Annotated in this window: 15 protein-coding genes; 8 read left to right on the plus strand and 7 right to left on the minus strand. The window is 65.8% G+C overall.

Annotated elements, in window-relative coordinates; translation table 11 throughout:
- The first annotated feature begins 70 nt into the window (after nt 1-70).
- Nucleotides 71-1,018 carry a zinc metalloprotease HtpX gene (htpX, locus tag XI03_RS34450; protein WP_028141731.1) on the plus strand — a complete coding sequence of 316 codons (948 nt, stop codon included), beginning with the start codon at nt 71-73 and terminating at the stop codon, nt 1,016-1,018.
- 137 nt (nt 1,019-1,155) lie between these two features.
- Nucleotides 1,156-1,797: a tetratricopeptide repeat protein gene (locus tag XI03_RS34455; protein WP_028141730.1), complete on the plus strand. Its 642-nt coding sequence runs from the start codon at nt 1,156-1,158 to the stop codon at nt 1,795-1,797.
- A 155-nt stretch (nt 1,798-1,952) separates the two neighbouring features.
- On the opposite strand, the gene XI03_RS34460 is transcribed toward XI03_RS34455, so the two are convergent.
- A complete protein-coding gene (locus XI03_RS34460) occupies nt 1,953-2,309 on the minus strand; it encodes a hypothetical protein (protein WP_271594591.1) in 357 nt (118 codons plus the stop codon).
- A 176-nt stretch (nt 2,310-2,485) separates the two neighbouring features.
- A complete protein-coding gene (locus XI03_RS34465) occupies nt 2,486-3,286 on the minus strand; it encodes a hypothetical protein (RefSeq protein WP_026202904.1) in 801 nt (266 codons plus the stop codon).
- A gap of 228 nt (nt 3,287-3,514) precedes the next feature.
- Here XI03_RS34465 and XI03_RS34470 point away from each other — a divergent pair, with 228 nt between their 5' ends.
- On the plus strand, nt 3,515-3,808 hold the full coding sequence (locus XI03_RS34470; protein WP_014497428.1) for an antibiotic biosynthesis monooxygenase: 294 nt from the start codon (nt 3,515-3,517) through the stop codon (nt 3,806-3,808).
- 145 nt (nt 3,809-3,953) lie between these two features.
- On the opposite strand, the gene XI03_RS34475 is transcribed toward XI03_RS34470, so the two are convergent.
- Nucleotides 3,954-5,399: a helix-turn-helix domain-containing protein gene (locus XI03_RS34475; RefSeq protein WP_271594592.1), complete on the minus strand. Its 1,446-nt coding sequence runs from the start codon at nt 5,397-5,399 to the stop codon at nt 3,954-3,956.
- Nucleotides 5,400-5,630: 231 nt separating this feature from the next.
- On the opposite strand from XI03_RS34475, the gene XI03_RS34480 reads away from it, so the two are divergent.
- From XI03_RS34480 to XI03_RS34490, 3 genes are all read left to right on the plus strand, one after another.
- On the plus strand, nt 5,631-7,265 hold the full coding sequence (locus XI03_RS34480) for an isocitrate lyase (protein WP_095424586.1): 1,635 nt from the start codon (nt 5,631-5,633) through the stop codon (nt 7,263-7,265).
- Between the two features lie 30 nt (nt 7,266-7,295).
- Nucleotides 7,296-7,505: a DUF4170 domain-containing protein gene (locus XI03_RS34485; RefSeq protein ID WP_018323282.1), complete on the plus strand. Its 210-nt coding sequence runs from the start codon at nt 7,296-7,298 to the stop codon at nt 7,503-7,505.
- A gap of 196 nt (nt 7,506-7,701) precedes the next feature.
- Complete coding sequence (locus XI03_RS34490; protein ID WP_028141726.1) at nt 7,702-8,256, plus strand: hypothetical protein; 555 nt, start codon at nt 7,702-7,704, stop codon at nt 8,254-8,256.
- A 122-nt stretch (nt 8,257-8,378) separates the two neighbouring features.
- Here XI03_RS34490 and XI03_RS34495 read toward each other — a convergent pair whose 3' ends face one another.
- Nucleotides 8,379-9,260: a metallophosphoesterase family protein gene (locus XI03_RS34495; protein ID WP_152103757.1), complete on the minus strand. Its 882-nt coding sequence runs from the start codon at nt 9,258-9,260 to the stop codon at nt 8,379-8,381.
- A gap of 107 nt (nt 9,261-9,367) precedes the next feature.
- On the opposite strand from XI03_RS34495, the gene XI03_RS34500 reads away from it, so the two are divergent.
- Both XI03_RS34500 and XI03_RS34505 read left to right on the plus strand, forming a co-directional pair.
- The gene (locus XI03_RS34500; RefSeq protein ID WP_028141724.1) at nt 9,368-9,859 is read left to right on the plus strand and encodes an NUDIX domain-containing protein; all 492 of its coding nucleotides are present in this window, start codon (nt 9,368-9,370) and stop codon (nt 9,857-9,859) included.
- A gap of 149 nt (nt 9,860-10,008) precedes the next feature.
- Complete coding sequence (locus tag XI03_RS34505; protein WP_095426926.1) at nt 10,009-10,524, plus strand: GNAT family N-acetyltransferase; 516 nt, start codon at nt 10,009-10,011, stop codon at nt 10,522-10,524.
- Nucleotides 10,525-10,625: 101 nt separating this feature from the next.
- Here XI03_RS34505 and XI03_RS34510 read toward each other — a convergent pair whose 3' ends face one another.
- The 3 genes from XI03_RS34510 to XI03_RS34520 all read right to left on the minus strand — a co-directional run bounded on the left by XI03_RS34510 (nt 10,626) and on the right by XI03_RS34520 (nt 15,825).
- A complete protein-coding gene (locus XI03_RS34510; RefSeq protein WP_271594593.1) occupies nt 10,626-12,995 on the minus strand; it encodes a TonB-dependent receptor in 2,370 nt (789 codons plus the stop codon).
- A 148-nt stretch (nt 12,996-13,143) separates the two neighbouring features.
- Complete coding sequence (locus XI03_RS34515; RefSeq protein ID WP_028141721.1) at nt 13,144-13,548, minus strand: DUF2946 family protein; 405 nt, start codon at nt 13,546-13,548, stop codon at nt 13,144-13,146.
- 213 nt (nt 13,549-13,761) lie between these two features.
- The gene (locus XI03_RS34520; protein WP_028141720.1) at nt 13,762-15,825 is read right to left on the minus strand and encodes a membrane protein; all 2,064 of its coding nucleotides are present in this window, start codon (nt 15,823-15,825) and stop codon (nt 13,762-13,764) included.
- Nucleotides 15,826-15,830 lie beyond the last annotated feature (5 nt).

A 15,830-nucleotide genomic window follows, 5' to 3' on the forward strand; every position in this document is an offset into this window, starting at 1 on the left:
GTGGCAGGCAGCATTCATACCTCCGGGGTGCCGGCCAGAGGTTCGCCCGCGGCCGCCTTGGGAGACGGCCATGAACTATTTTCGTACCGCTATGCTGCTCGCAGGCCTCACCGCCCTGTTCATGGGCGTGGGCTATCTGATCGGGGGTGCCTCCGGCGCCATGATCGCGCTGGTCATCGCCGCGGCAACGAATCTCTTCACCTACTGGAACTCCGACCGCATGGTGCTCTCGATGTACGGTGCCCATGAGGTCGATCGTTCGACCGCGCCGGAGCTGGTCGGGTTGGTCGCGGAACTTGCGGGCCGGGCAGGCTTGCCGATGCCGCGCGTGTTCCTGATGGATGAGGTGCAGCCCAACGCGTTCGCGACCGGCCGCAACCCGCAAAACGCCGCCGTCGCCGTCACCACAGGCCTGATGCGCCAGCTCAGCCGCGAGGAGCTCGCCGGCGTGATCGCGCACGAGCTCGCCCATATCAAGAATCACGACACGCTGCTGATGACGATCACTGCGACCATTGCGGGCGCGATCTCCATGCTGGCGCAGTTCGGCATGTTCTTCGGCGGCAACCGCGAGAACAACAATGGTCTCGGCATCGTCGGCTCGATCCTGATGATGATCCTCGCCCCGCTCGGCGCCATGCTGGTGCAGATGGCGATCAGCCGCACCCGCGAATATGCCGCGGACAATCTCGGTGCGCGCATCGCGGGGCAGCCGATGTGGCTGGCTTCCGCGCTGGTGAAGATCGAGGGCGCCGCGCATCAGGTGCCGAACTATGAGGCCGAGCGAAACCCCGCGACCGCGCACATGTTCATCATCAATCCGCTGTCGGGCCATGGCGTGGACAATCTGTTCGCCACCCATCCCTCGACGCAGAACCGCATCGCGGCACTTCAGCAGCTCGCGGCCGAGCTCGGCACGCGGCCGGCGCCGTCGGTTGGCGCCAACGAGAACTATCCCCCGCGCAGCCCATGGGGGCGCTCGTCCTCGCGTGGTCCTTCACGCGGCCCCTGGGGCTGATACGGAACCTGCGGCAATTTGCGGTCGCCTTTGTGACCTGGCGCACACAGGATCGTCGGAGCCGGTGTTAAGACCCCGGCGAGACACTTCCTTCGAAAGGGGATGCGTGACCGGCCCGCTGCCGGCCACCGTCGAAGATGACCAGAGCCGCCGTACCATTGCTGATCGTCCTGTGCGTGCTCGTCGGCCTGTCCACGCACATGGTCGTCAATTGCGGCGACGAGGACGATCCCGACATCTGCTCGGCCGTGATCGGCTTCTCGCCGCTGCGCGGCTCGCTGATCGCCTTTGCCTATGAGGGGCGCGGACGGATCGCGCTGCGCCATGGCGACTTCAGGCGGGCGGTCGCCGATTTCGACGAGGCCATTCACCTCAATCCCAATCGCGCCTCGCTCTATCGCGACCGCGCGCTCGCGCGCCGTCAGAACGGCGATCTTGAACTCGCCATCGCCGACTATGACGAGGCGATCGCGCATGATCCCAAGCGCGCTGCGCCCTATCACCAGCGCGGTCTCGCGCTCGCCGCCACGGGCGATCTCGACCGCGCGATTCTGAGCTACAATACGGCGGTCCGCCTCGACCCCTCGGATGCGCAGGCCCGCCTCGACCGTGGCCTTGCGTTCCTCGCCCGCGGCCAGGCCGACGATGCGCGCGCCGATTTCGAGGCGGCGCTGGCGCTGCCCGCCGGCAAGGACGGCCGCACCCGAGAAGCCGCGCGCGCCAGGCTCGCCGAACTCGCCAGCGCCGAGCCGACGCAGGTGTCAGTGCCGAGGCGGTGAGGGGGCTCTAGCCACCGAATCCCGGAATCGTAGGGTGGGCAAAGGCGCCCTTGCGCCGTGCCCACGATCTCTACAATACGGCAACAGACGCGTGGGCACGCTTCGTGTTGCCCACCCTACGGCGCTGATTGTGCGGAGGGATACTCCTCATCCGCCTACTTCGCCTTCTTGGCTTTGGCCTTCTTCGTCTTCGCGGCCTTCTTCGCCGGCTTCTCTTCGTTCGCCTTCTTCTCGACCTTCGCCGCCACGGGGGTGCTGGCGGCAAGCCGCATTGACCGCGCGTAGCTGTCGGCGACGTTGTCGGCGGACATCTGCAGGCGCTTCGCGGCGGCGGTGGCCTGCTCCATGGTGGCCTTGGCCATCATCTTGAAGCGGTCGCCGGTCTCCTTGCCCTTGGCCTTGGCCGCCAGGCCGTTGAAGCGATCCCGCCGCTCCTTGGCGCGGGTCATCAGGCCCGTATGCAGCTGTCTGGCCAGTTGCCGGATCACGACATCCAGGTCGGCGTCCGCCATGTTGTTCTATCCTCTTCGAAAAATGGGTCTCGATGCGGGCGGGACTATGCAGATCGGGCCCCGCCTTGGCAATTCCCGCCTGGGCGTCATCCGCAGCTTCCGGCCTGCGAAACAAAAAAGCCGCGCATTTCGCGCGGCTCTTTGGCTGATCTGGCTGAGGCAGCTCTACGTTCGCTTCACTTCAGCGAGGCGACCGGGCCGTTTGCCGCCGCCGGCTCCGGGTCGAAGCCGAACACGCCGACCAGGTACTTGTAATAGTCCGGCATCTTCTCCTTGAGCGTCTCGCGCGACTTCGGATCGTGGAATTCGCTCTTTCCGGCCAGGAAGATGCTGGCGGTCACGGCGAAGAATTCCATGGGATTCTTCAACGCATAGGATTCCTTGGGGAGCAAGTCCTTGGACTTGGCAAGGGCGAAGTAGGCGATCACGCCCTTGTTGGCGTAGCCGTCCGGCAACAGCCGCGCGTGATAGGCGTGCAGGAGCTCGTGCAGCAGCACCGCCTCCTTTTCGTAGCGCATCATGTCCGGCCGCAGCATGATCACGCCGAGGCCCGAATCGACCGCGAGGTCGACGGCGTTCGGATTGGTCCAGCGCTGCTTGTCGTGGTCCCAGACCGTCAGCGTCCGCGGCACGCGGCGTTCGACGTTGGGGGCGACGCGGCCGTAGCAGGCGGTGGCGGCACCTTCGTCGAGGCAGGCGAGCTCGCTGGCGATGATCGGCACGGTGCGGAAGAAGCGCAGCACGCGCGGCGACAGGCCGGCCGCCTCGACCGCGTCGATCTGGCTCTTCAGATTGTCGGTGAGCTTGTCGACATCCTTGCGGTCGGAGTTCTCCGACAGGTCGAACATGTAGCCGCGATAGCTCTGGAAGCCCGGCGGCAGCGACTGCGCTGCATCGGCATCGAGCGATCCGGCTTGGGATGGATTGGCGAAAAGCGCGCCGACAATGGTTGCGGTCAGCAGCAACGCAATGCGCATGATGAACCCCCTGATGTCACTTCGCCCGGCAGAATACGCCACCGTTGTTTGCGAAAAGTGAGTGGGGCAAGACTAAGGCACCGATGTTGAGGCGTGCTTAATCGTTGGTTGCAGATCGCTGCGGCAGATTAGTGCGGGGTTAACCAAGGAGGGTATCCGGGCCCGGCGCTTCGGCGTAACATCCGGTTCGGGCACAAAGCCCACATCAATAGCCGGGAGGAGGAAGTTATGTATGCCGCCATCCGTCAGGCCAAGGCAAAGAGCGGGAGCGCGGAAGAGCTGGCGCGCCGCATCAAGGACGGCGCCGTTCCGATCATCAGCGACGTCGACGGTTTCCGCGCCTATTACGTCGTCTATGCCGGCGACGACACGGTGACCGCGATCTCGATCTTCGACAAGTTCGAGCAGGCGGAGGAGGCGAACCGGCGCGCGATCGCCTGGATCGAGAAGGATCTCGGGCCGTTGCTTGCGGGCCATGCGAGCGCGGCTGCGGGGCCGGTGATCGTGCATACGCTGGCGTAGGGCCTTGTTTGCGATAGTGGCGAGCAGCGGCCGCATATTCGGTCGTCATGCCCGGGCTTGTCCCGGGCATCCACGTCTTTCCTCGCACGCTGAAGCGCGTGGATGGCCGGGTCAAGCCCGGCCATGACGGAGGAGAGAGTGCCCCTCACAACTCCCGCGCATTCGAGAACGCGAAGCTCGACACCCGCCGCGTCGTCTCGTCCAGGATCAGTGTGCGCGTGATCGGCGGCTCGGCGCGCTGGGCGCAGTTTTCGCGCTCGCACAGGCGGCAGTTGACGCCGATCGGCGTGCCTTCGGTTTTCTCCAGGTCGACGCCGGCGGCGTAGGTCAGGCGCGCGGCGTGGCGGATCTCGCAGCCGAGCCCGATGGCGAAGCGCGGCTGCGGCAGCGGGTGCGGCGCGACGGGGCGGCGCACCATCTGCGCGATCGAGAAGTAGCGCGTGCCGTCGGACAGCTCGATCACCTGCTTGAGCAGGCGATCCGGCGTATCGAAGGTCGAGTGCACGTTCCACAGCGGACAGGTGCCGCCGAATTTCGAGAACGGGAAGGTGCCGGAGGAGAAACGCTTCGACACGTTGCCGGCATTGTCGACGCGGAGCAGGAAGAACGGGATGCCGCGCGCGTTCGGCCGCTGCAAAGTGGTGAGCCGGTGGCAGACCTGCTCGAAGCCGGAATTGAAGCGCTGCGCCAGCACGTGGATGTCGTAGTTGAGCGCCTCGGCAGCAGCGAGGAATGTCGGATAGGGCATCATGACAGCGGCGGCGAAGTAGTTGCCGAGCGTGATGCGGAACAGCCGGCGCGGGGCGTCCTCGAGCGGGCCGGCGCGGCCGATGATGGTCTCCAACTGCTGCGCGCATTCGCCGAGGCCCAGCTGGAAGGCCAGCTGGAAGGCGCGGCCGGGCGGGTCGACCAGCTCTGAGATCAGGAGCTGGCGGCGGTGGCGGTCGAAGCGCCGGAGCGTCTCGCGCATCACGTCGACAGGCATGATGCGGGTCTGGACCGAATGCTTTTCGCGTAAACGCGCGGCCAGCGCCGCATAGAGCCCTTCGGCCGGCACGTTCAGCTCGTCGCGCAAGGCTTCGGCGGCCTGCTCGAGCTCCGGAAAATAGTTGCGGTTGGCCTCGATCAGCTCGCGCACGCGCTCGACCGGATTGGTCTCGTAACGCGTGCCGACGTCGCGGTCGGCCATCTGGGCCGCGGCCAGCGTCTCGCCCTGGCGCGCCTCGGTATAGGCCGCGTAGAGCCGCTGCAGCGCATGGGTGACGCCGGGGCAGAGTTCGGCGAGGTCGCGCAGCTCCTGCTTGGGAACGTCGATCTGGCGGAATAGCGGATCGGAGAAGATCTCGTTCAGCTCGGCGAAGAATCGGTCCTCGTCGGCGGTCGCAAGGTCGCGCAAATCGAGGTCGTAGGTCTCGGCCAGCCGCAGCAGGATCTGGGCGGTCACCGGGCGCTGGTTCCGCTCGATCAGGTTGACGTAGCTCGGCGAGATCCCGAGGCCTTCGGCGATCTGGGTCTGGGACAGCCCCAATTGCTGCCGAATCCTTCGGAAGCGCGGGCCGACGAAGAGTTTCTTGCCGGATTCGGCGGCCATATCTCAGATCTCCGTGCACATGAAGGACAGCTTGGCTGACCTATATTTTTTACAAACTTTACAAAATAACATCTGTTACATGTTCTGATGTTACATGACATCACCAATAAAAAACAAGCCATCTATACGAAGTTTCTGTTTTCGCGTTTAGCTCCTGACACGCATCTCGCAATGCATTGTCAAGAATGTCGATGGCCAGCCATCGGTCATCGTCAGCGAAAGGATAGGCACATGAATTACCAGCCCCGCGGCATCAACGCGCTTCAGCGCCCGGCCTCGTATCAAGACGAGATCAAGGCGGCCCAGGCGCTCCTCGAGACCCAGCCGACCTGGAACGGTGTGTCGGCCGAGGCCGTCGCACGCATGCGCCTGCAAAATCGCTTCAGGACCGGCCTCGACGTCGCCCGCTACACCGCGGCGCTGATGCGGGCCGACATGGCCGCTTATGACAACGACCCCACCAAGTACACCCAGTCGCTGGGCTGCTGGCACGGCTTCATCGCCCAGCAGAAGCTGATCTCGGTCAAGAAGCATTTCGGCGGCAAAACCGATCGCACCTATCTGTACCTCTCGGGGTGGATGATCGCGGCGCTGCGCTCCGAGTTCGGCCCGCTGCCCGACCAGTCCATGCACGAGAAGACCTCGGTGCCGGCGCTGATCGAAGAGCTCTACACCTTCCTGCGCCAAGCGGACTCGCGTGAGCTCAACGACATCTTCCGCCTGCTCGACAAGGCGCGCAAGGAAGGCGACAAGACCCGCGAGAAGGAGCTGATCGCGAAGATCGACGGCTTCCAGACCCACGTCGTGCCCGTCATCGCCGACATCGACGCCGGCTTCGGTAACGCCGAGGCGACCTATCTGCTCGCCAAGAAGATGATCGAAGCGGGCGCCTGCGCGCTGCAGATCGAGAACCAGGTCTCGGACGAGAAGCAGTGCGGTCACCAGGACGGCAAGGTCACCGTGCCGCACGAAGTGTTCATCGCGAAGATCCGCGCCTGCCGCCATGCCTTCCTCGAGCTCGGCGTCGAAGACGGTGTCATCGTGACCCGCACCGACTCGCTCGGCGCCGGCCTGACGCAGCAGATCGCCGTCAGCCACAAGCCCGGTGACATCGGCGACCAGTATAACAGCTTCCTCGATTGCGAGGAAATCACGGCGGAGAACGCCCGCAATGGCGACGTCATCATCAACCGCAACGGCAAGATGATGCGTCCGAAGCGGCTGCCCTCCAATCTGTATCAGTTCCGCCCGGGTACCGGCGAAGACCGCTGCGTGCTCGACAGCATCACCTCGCTGCAGAACGGCGCGGACCTGCTCTGGATCGAGACCGAGAAGCCGCATATCGAGCAGATCGCCAAGATGGTCGATCGCATCCGCAAGGTCATTCCGAACGCGAAGCTGGCCTACAACAACTCGCCGTCCTTCAACTGGACGCTGAACTTCCGTTGGCAGGTCTACGACGCGATGAAGGAAGCCGGCAAGGACGTCAGCAAGTACAACCGTGCCGAGCTGATGAAGCCGGAATACGACGATACGCCGCTGGCGCAGGAAGCCGACGAGCGCATCCGTACCTTCCAGGCGGATTCGGCCAAGCGCGCCGGCATCTTCCATCACCTGATCACGTTGCCGACCTATCACACGGCGGCGCTCTCGACCGACAATCTGGCGAAGGAATATTTCGGCGACCAGGGCATGCTCGGCTACGTCAAGAACGTCCAGCGCCAGGAGATCCGTCAGGGCATCGCCTGCGCCAAGCATCAGAACATGGCCGGCTCCGACATCGGCGACGACCACAAGGAATACTTCGCCGGCGAGGCTGCCCTGAAGGCGGGCGGCGTCCACAACACGATGAACCAGTTCGGCTAACGCAGCACGCTATTGGACAGGAGACTGACAATGACCAAAGGCAGCAATTTCTGGGTGATCGGCGGCGAGTTCGGTTCGATGAACTTCCACAAGCTCGTGGAAGGCTCGGCCCAGGTGCAGGGTCCGTTCAAGACCCGCAAGGAGGCCGAGGACGCCTGGCGCACGGTCTCGGAAGAGAACCGCCACAAGGCCGGCGTCCGCTTCTCCATCGTGGAAGAGCCGTCGCGCGTCTCGGCCTAAGGGCTTGGCTGCCGACCTGAATTAAGAAGACGTCCAAGGACGGATGGTCCCATCCAGGCTCTGCCTGGGTGGGATCGTCTGTTTTTGGCACAGGTCAATCGCCTGTGGGCGCCGTAAGTATCTGGAATTATGGACCCTTTGCGGGCCTCCTGGTTGCTGATAGGTTAATGGAGGAAAGTCGAGGACGAGGCCGACCATGTCAGAGCCCGAGACCAGCGGGACCCATCCCGGCCAGCCGCGCCCGGTGCGGCTGCGCGATGCGCTGCTGCGCGCGCGGATCGAGGCCGCCGACCGAACGGGCGTCGTCGTCGATCTCCGGGACGCCGAGGTGGCGCGGCTCGAGATCCTCAACGACGCGCTCGATCCCCTGTTCGCGCAGGTGCCTGACAGGATCGATCTGTTCGACCGCGGCATCAGCCAGGGCGATACGCCCAGACTCTGGATCGACGTCGTCGCCCACATCGTGATGGGGCGCGACAAGCGGATGTACCGCTTCGTCCAGGACACACGCTTTGGCCGCATCGTGCTCGCCGAATCGCACGACACCACTGTGATCGTCGAGGCCGTCACCGACTATGTCGCGCGCCGCATGGTCGAGCGCGAGCATGCGATGGTGGTCCCGCCCGAACCGAAGCCCGCGGTCGCGCCTCCGCCGCGCCGCTCGCGCCTGTGGCCGTTCGTCTTCGGCTTCGTGCTCGGCGCCGCCGCCTTGTTCGGCCTCGCCGTGCTGGCGGCCTTGCGGAGCTGGTGAGGTATTCTCCGCCGTCATTCCGGGGCGCGCCAAAGGCGCGAGCCCGGAATCCATTCATCCACCAATTCTGCGGCCCGATGGATTCCGGGCTCGCGCATCGCGCGCCCCGGAATGACATCGAACTAGATCAGCCTCACATGCTTGATCTGCCCCATCTGAAATCCCGCCCCGAGGCTCCGCACCGTTTGCTCGCAGCGCCAGCCGGCATTGTCCTTCTCGATTCTGAAAAGATTATAGGCCGCCGCCGGGTAGCGCCCGTGCGCGAGCGCGGAGGCCGAGGGCACGCCAAGCGCGGGAATGTTGCCGTTGGGACCCTCGAACCACATCGTCGAATGAATGTGGTCGTGCCCGTGCAGGATCAGTTCGACGCCGTGGCGCTTGAGCAGCGCCAGCAGCGCGGCCGAATCTGTCATCCGCTTCTGCCGTGCATCGGACTTCAGGGGATGGTGCACCAGGAGCACGCGGAAGACGTCCTCGGCCGCGAGCCGTTCGAGCATTGCTGCAAGAGAGTCGAGTTGATCGCGCCCGAGCGTACCCGTCGCCATCAGCGGCAGGGTCGGCACCGCCGTGGACAGGCTGATCAGCGCGAGCGGCCCGCGCCGGCGCACGGATGGAAAGCCGATGCCGCCGTCGTCGCCGGCGAGATACGGCGCAAACGTCTCGCCGAAACGATGCGACGTGGCGCGGACATAGGCGTCGTGATTGCCGGGAATCGTGGTGACGCGGTCGGGCGGGCCGACGCCCTCGAGCCAGGCGCGGGCAGGGGCGAACTCGGCTTCCAGCGCGAGGTTGACGAGATCGCCCGTCACCGCGATGTGGTCGGGCGCCTGCGCCTTCATGTCGGCGACCAGCGCATCGAGCACCTCGCGACGCTGGTACTTGTGGCGGTTGCGCGTCCAGTTGACGTAGCCGAGCACGCGCTTGCCGGCGAGCTCGATCAGCCGCGGTTTCGGCAAGGGCGCTAGATGCGGATCGGACAGATGGGCGAGCGTGAAGGGGGCCAGCGTGTTGGGAGTCATGGCGTGCGATTGCCTCGCTATTGCTCCGTTGTAATGGCAAGGTCGCGGGGACTGTGCAAGCGGGGCCGGGACAGCGGCCTCAAGGAAGCCTGATGGGAGATGGTCTGGACCGTATTCGACGAAAATTCGAGCCGCTGCTGCGGCGAGTCTTCCACGCCTATTTCCTCATCGTTCGCGGTATGACGCTCGGCGTCCGCGCCGTGGTGCTGGATGCCGAGAATCGGGTGTTTCTGGTCAGGCACAGCTACGTCAGCGGCTGGTACCTGCCCGGCGGCGGCGTCGACCACGGCGAGACCATGGAGCAGGCGATGCGGCGCGAGCTCAAGGAGGAGGGCGATATCGACCTCACTGGCGAGGCCGTGCTGCATGGCATCTTCCTCAACAGCCACGTTTCCCGCCGCGACCACGTCGCGGTCTACGTCGTCAGGCAGTTCAGGCAGGACCGCCTGCCCGAGGCCAACCGCGAGATCGTCGAATGCGGGTTCTTCGCTGTCACGGCGCTGCCCGACGGCACCACGCGAGGGACGCGGCTGCGGATCGCCGAAGTGCTGGACGGCCGGCCAATGGTTGCGACGTGGCGCTGAGGACGGCCTGTGCGAGTGCGTCAGGAGTTGGAGTTGAACGAATGCAAGCCGAGGGTTTCAGAACACCTCTCCCGTCGACCTTGAAAAGGAGCTGAGCGCCTTGTTGCCCGATGGACCGCGCTGCGTTCAGGTGCTATCCCGCGATTAACATGACCGATCTCTCACTGACCATCCTCCCCGAGGCCGCTGGCGATGCCCAATCGATCGAGCGGCTGCACGAACGCACCTTCGGTCCCGGCCGCTTCGTGCTCAGCGCCTACAGGATCCGCGAGCACGTCGACCATCTGCTCGAATTGTCCTTCACCGCGCGCATCGGCACGCTGCTGGTCGGCTCGGTCAGGCAATTGCCGGTCCTGGTCGGCGAGACGCCGGCGCTGCTGCTCGGCCCGCTGACGGTCGAGCCGCCATTCCGCGGCCGCGGTGTCGGCCGTCTGCTGATGGAGCGCGCGCTAAAGGATGCGAAGGCGAAAGGTCACCGCCTCGTGCTGCTGGTCGGCGACGAGCCCTATTACAGCCGCGTCGGATTCAAGCCGGTCCCGAAGGGCCGCGTCACCATGCCCGGCCCGGTCGACGCCGCCCGCATCCTGGTGTTCGAGCTCGTCGACGGCGCCTTCGAAGGCGTGTCGGGCCCGGTCGGCCCGGACTGGAGCAAGGCGCGGAAGTAGTTCGGGCTACGACTCTGTGCACTACGAGACGACAGCGGCTCCGCAATGACGGGGTGAGATAGCCGGTGTGCCGGGGCCCCCTGGCCCCGACGCACCCAAGATCAGAACTTGAAGTTCGCGAATGCGCGCACGCCGATGCCGGGCATCAGCACCTCGTCCTTGGTATAGGACACCGAGTTGCGGATGTTCTCGTTGAGCAGATTGTTGCCGACGATGCCAGCCATCATCTCGCGCGCGCCGAACCAGTTGCGGTCGAGCTTGGTCTTGTAGCTGATCTCGGCCTTCAACAGATTGTAGCCCGCCGTCGGCGTCTCCGCGATCAATGCGACGTTGTTCTGCGCGAAGGCGTGCAAGAGGTTGACGCGCATCAGCCAGTTGTCGTCGCGCCAGAACACGCCGCCGCCCATTCGCATGGGGGGAATGCGCGGCACGTTGGTGCCGTCGCTGAAGGTGGCGCGGACGAAGTCGAGCTGATTCTCGATACCCCAGATGCCACCCTGGAACGCGCCGACGTCGAGCTGCGACTGAAATTCGCCGCCGCGGAAATTGGCATTGCGCTGCGAGTAGACCGCCTGGTTCAGCTCGGCGCCCGGCGTGCCGCAGGAGGCAAAGTCGTCATCGCAGGACACGCCGGTGAGGCGGCGATAGATGAAATTGTCGAAATGCGTGTAGTAAACGGTTGCCTCGAAGCGGAACGGCCCCGTCGCCCTGCGCACACCGAGCTCGATCGATTTCGCGGTCTCGATGGTGAGGTTGGGATTGCCGATGTCGAAGGTCGCGGTCGCGTCATGGCCGCCGCGTGAAAACAGCTCGGCCGCCTTCGGCGCGCGCTCGACATATTGCGCGGTGATGCTGCCGACCATGCCGCCCGGCAGATCCTGCAGCAGGCCGATGCTGCCGCTCTTGGGCGTGAAGGACGGATTGCGCGCGATCGCCGCCTGCGGCGTGCCGTCGGGCAAATAATCGGCCGGGAAGTCCGGCGTCGTGCCGTGCAGCTCGACATGCTCGATGCGGCCGGCGATCTGCGCCCGCGTCGCCTCCGTGAACTTGAACTCGTTGAAGGCGTAGCCGGCGACGCGCGTGCTGTTGTTAGGGTCCCACAGGCCGTTGAACAGCGTGCCGGGATTGTCCGGGCTCGGCGCGCTCAATTCCTGATGCCCGACCTGGAAGCCCAGCGCCGTCGTCACTTCGGCGAAGCGCGCATTGAACGGCATCAGCTGCACCTCGGTGCGGATTTCCTGCTCCTTGTTGGTGAAGGTCTGCCTGATGCCGTCGCTGTTGAGGTCGGCGGGATCGGCAAGGCCGATCTCGTTGTGCCGGTAGTCGGTCGCGCCGGCCCAGAAGCGGACGGTGTCGATCGCGGCGGCGTCGGGATGATATTCGCCCTTGACGTTGATCTTGGTCTGGTGGCCGTCGATCCGCGTGCGGTGGTCGGCGCCGTCGATGCCGGGGATGTGGTAGAGCGAATCGTTTTGCGTGATCGATGCGCCGATATAGCCGCCCTGGAAGAAGTAGGAGCCGCCGATCGAGGCGCCATCCGAGCGCGTCGCCGAGTTCGGCTGGCGGCCGTTCACCGGGCGCGATTGATCGTTCAGATAGGGATAGCCCGGAATCGAATAGTCCGAGGTCGTGCGGCCATAGGCGTCGGCGTGGAACGCAAAATTGCCGCCGCCGGTGTCGAGCAGTACGCCGCTTTCCACGCCACGGTCGACCGAAGAGAACGCGGTACGGGTCTCGGCGGTGACGCAAGGCGATGTCGCTGCGCTCGCGAGCGGCGCCTTGGTCGGCAGGCCGTAAGCCTGGAATGACGGCGCGCAGTTCGGCACCGCATCCGGAATCCGGTTGTTGGTGGCGCTGACGACGCCGCCGATCGAGGTGGAGCCGTAGCGCAACGCGGCAGGCCCGCGCACCACTTCGATCTGGTTGGTCGCCAGCGGATCGATCGGGACGAAATGATCCTCGCCGAGATCGGACGCACCGCTCGAATTGGTGCCGTTCTCGACGATGCCGACGCGGTTGACGTCGAGACCCCGGATGATCGGCCGGCTGGAGGCGCCGGGCGCGAAGCTCGAGCCGGTGATGCCCGGCTTGGAGAACAGCAGATCGCCGAGCTGGCCGCCGCCCTCGCGGCGGATCTCCTCGTTCGGCACCACCGTGACCGTCGCGAACTGGTTGGTCACAATAGGCAGCACGCCCTGCTGAGGCGCGGCGGGCACGGCGGCTGCCGATGCTGCGTCCGCCGCTTGTTGGCGGCTGCGCACCCGCGCGGTCCGCGTGCCGCGGCCGGGGTTGCGCGACGGCACCACCGCTCTGCGCACGATAGGGCTCGGAGCCGTCACGGTGACGGCGGGGATCTCGGTCGACGATTTCTCTTGCGCAGGCGTTTGGGCGAAAGCGGGCGTGGCGGCGGCGCCGAGCAGGAGCAGGCTCGCTCCGCCAAGACGCTGCGCGCGTCGCAATTTGAATGACATGGTCCTGATTCCAGTCAGGCGCCGTCCGCATGATTGTGTGCTGATCGGAGGCGGCCTGCCGTCGCGGCGCGACGGAATTCGACTTCAACGTCTCCCGGGCATTTGCCGATGCGCGGCGAGCCCGGGCGTGATCAAGCGATGTTGAGAGTCAGGACGCGGGAGGGGCGCGCGGTTGGAACGCCGTGCCGGCCGATTTCAGATGGAGAAATTCGGCATCAGTGGTGCGGTGGAGCAGCTCGATCGCCTGCGGCAGCAGCAGCACCGGCGGCGTCGCCGATATGACGGTGCCCGCCATCGCGACGACGGCGCAGATCGCGCAATTGTCCTCGCCTTGATGCTCGCGGTCGGGAGCGGCGGGCGATTGCTTCTGGACCGCGGCGCGGTCGACCGCAGCAACGCCGTTGGCGCCGTCGGTCTGCTGGAGCGAGGATTGGGTGAGCGGCGCGGCCTGCGCGAACCAGTGGCTGTGCCCGAACGTCAGCGCGAACTGCACCAGCATCGCGAACAACGCGAGCCGGGCGCAGTGCCTGATATTCGACCGGAACCACTTCATCTGGAAACGCCACCCCCACGTCGCGAGGCGCCAATCCCTGACGTCGCGATGTTATAATGTAACATCGCAGGAACGGTCAGCTTATGTCAACGGCGGTCGGGCGATCTCGCGCGGGTGGCCGCGCGATGTGTCGTTCGGGCAACTAGAGTGGGATGAGCTTTGGTTGAATGGTGCGCACCCAGAACTCGAAACACCTCTCCCCGTCCGATTGGATCAACGCCCCTCGCGGACCCAGGTCGCCGCAAACGCGCCGAGCAGCAGCAGCAGGCCGATCAGGCCGGCGAAGATCGGCAGCACGCCGACGCCCTTGACGACGCTGGCGTCGCGCATCCGCACCCCCATCCAGCCGTCGCCGGCAAAGACGCTGGCCGAGCGCACCGGCAGGATGCGCGGCAGCTCGACGTCGGCGCCGCTCGCCACGCGCACGGCGTTGCCGCCGGTCGCCTGCGTCAGCGGCCTCAATGTATCGACGGTGGAGGTGACTTCCGAAAACTCCTTCGGATTGGTCGGGCCGACATTGATCAACGCCTTCAGCGTGCCGTCGGTAGCCTGCCACAGGCCGAGCTCGCTCGCGGGAAGGCTGGCGCGCCATTCGCCGGGATCGCCGGGGCTCAGCGTCAGATCCTGCGACGCGCCGGACGGCGAGGTTACGCTCACCGGCTGGACGCTGTCGGCCATGGTCTGACGCACCACGACGAGGTTCTTGCCCTGCACCTGCAGACGCAGCGCCTCCTCGTCGAGGTCCGGCTGCTTCATCAGCCAGTGCGACATCCGCCTGAGCAGGTCCAGATGCGGGCCGCCGCCCTCATAGCCGCGCGCCCACAGCCAGATGTGGTCGGAAAGCAGAAGCGCGACGCGGCCCTCGCCGAAGCGCGACAGGAACAGAAGCGGCTTGCCGTCGGCCCCCGTCATCACCGGCGGGTTGACGGAATTGCGGGTGTCGACGGTGCGGAAGAAACGGCTCCAGCGCGGCGGCTCGCTGGCGGAGCCCTCCAGGGCGCGCGTGACGGGGTGGCGTTTGCCGATGTCGGACAGATGCGCATAGAACGGTTTTTCCGTCACGCCGACCGGCTCGGCCGGCAGCACCGAATCCAGCGGCGTGCGCCAGATGCTGGTGTTGGAGGCGTAGTCGGGGCCGGCCGAGACCAGCACCGCGCCGCCGCCGCGCACATAGCGCGCGATGTTGTCGAAATAGGCGATCGGCAGCACGCCCTGGCGGGCGTAGCGATCGAAGATGATCAGCTGGAATTCGTTGATCTTCTGCTGGAACAGCTCGCGGGTCGGAAACGCGATCAGCGACAATTCGTTGATCGGCGTGCCGTCCTGCTTCTCCGGCGGACGCAGAATGGTGAAATGCACGAGGTCGACGCTGGCGTCGGACTTGAGCAGATTGCGCCAGGTCCGCTCGCCCGAATGCGGCTCGCCCGAGACCAGCAGCACGCGCAGCTTGTCGCGCACGCCGTCGATGGCGACGACGGCGCGGTTGTTCACCGGCGTCAGCTCTCTCTCGAGCGGCGAGGCCTCGATCTCGACGATGTTCGGGCCGGCATGCTTGATGTCGACGTCGACGCTCGCAGCCTGGCCGCTCGAGAGCGTGCGCTCGTTGATGACCTCGCCGTCCCTGCGGATCGTGACCTTGGCGCGCTCGCCCGTGACGCCCTGGTCGTCGAGGCGGTAGCTGATGGTCTGGGTCTGGCCGACGATGCCAAAGCGCGGAGCGGCCGTGATCGCGATGCGGCGGTCGCGCTCGTCCTTCTGGCCGGTGATCAGCGCATGCACCGGCGCCTGGAAGCCAAGCGCCGTGGCGCTGGCCGGAATGTCGTGGACGCGGCCGTCGGTGATCAGGAACGCGCCGGCGACCCGGTCGACCGGCACGTCCGACAAGACCGAGGCGAGGGCGCCGAACAGCTTGGTGCCGTCGGTCTCGCCGTCGGCCTGTCCGGCCTCGACGACACGGACTTCGAGCCCCTTGACCTTCTTCAGGCTGTCGACCAGCGCTTCCTGCGCTTGCGCAGCCTCCCGATTGCGGTTGCCGAAATTCTGGCTCGGGCTCTTGTCGACGACGACAGCCGCGACCGAGGTGAGGGGATCACGGTCCTCGCGGGTGAAGGAGGGATTGGCGAGCGCGAGCAGGAACAGCGCCAGCGCGGCCACGCGCACGGCGGCGCCGCGCGCGCGCGCGACCAGCAGCACGATCGCGATGACGACGATCGCGGCGAGCGCGATCCACAGCACGATCGCGGGGACAAGCGGCGTGAATGCGATGCCGTAATTCATCTCAA

The organism is Bradyrhizobium sp. CCBAU 65884 (genome assembly GCF_028128835.1).
In the GTDB taxonomy this organism is placed as follows: Bacteria; Pseudomonadota; Alphaproteobacteria; order Rhizobiales; family Xanthobacteraceae; genus Bradyrhizobium; species Bradyrhizobium ottawaense.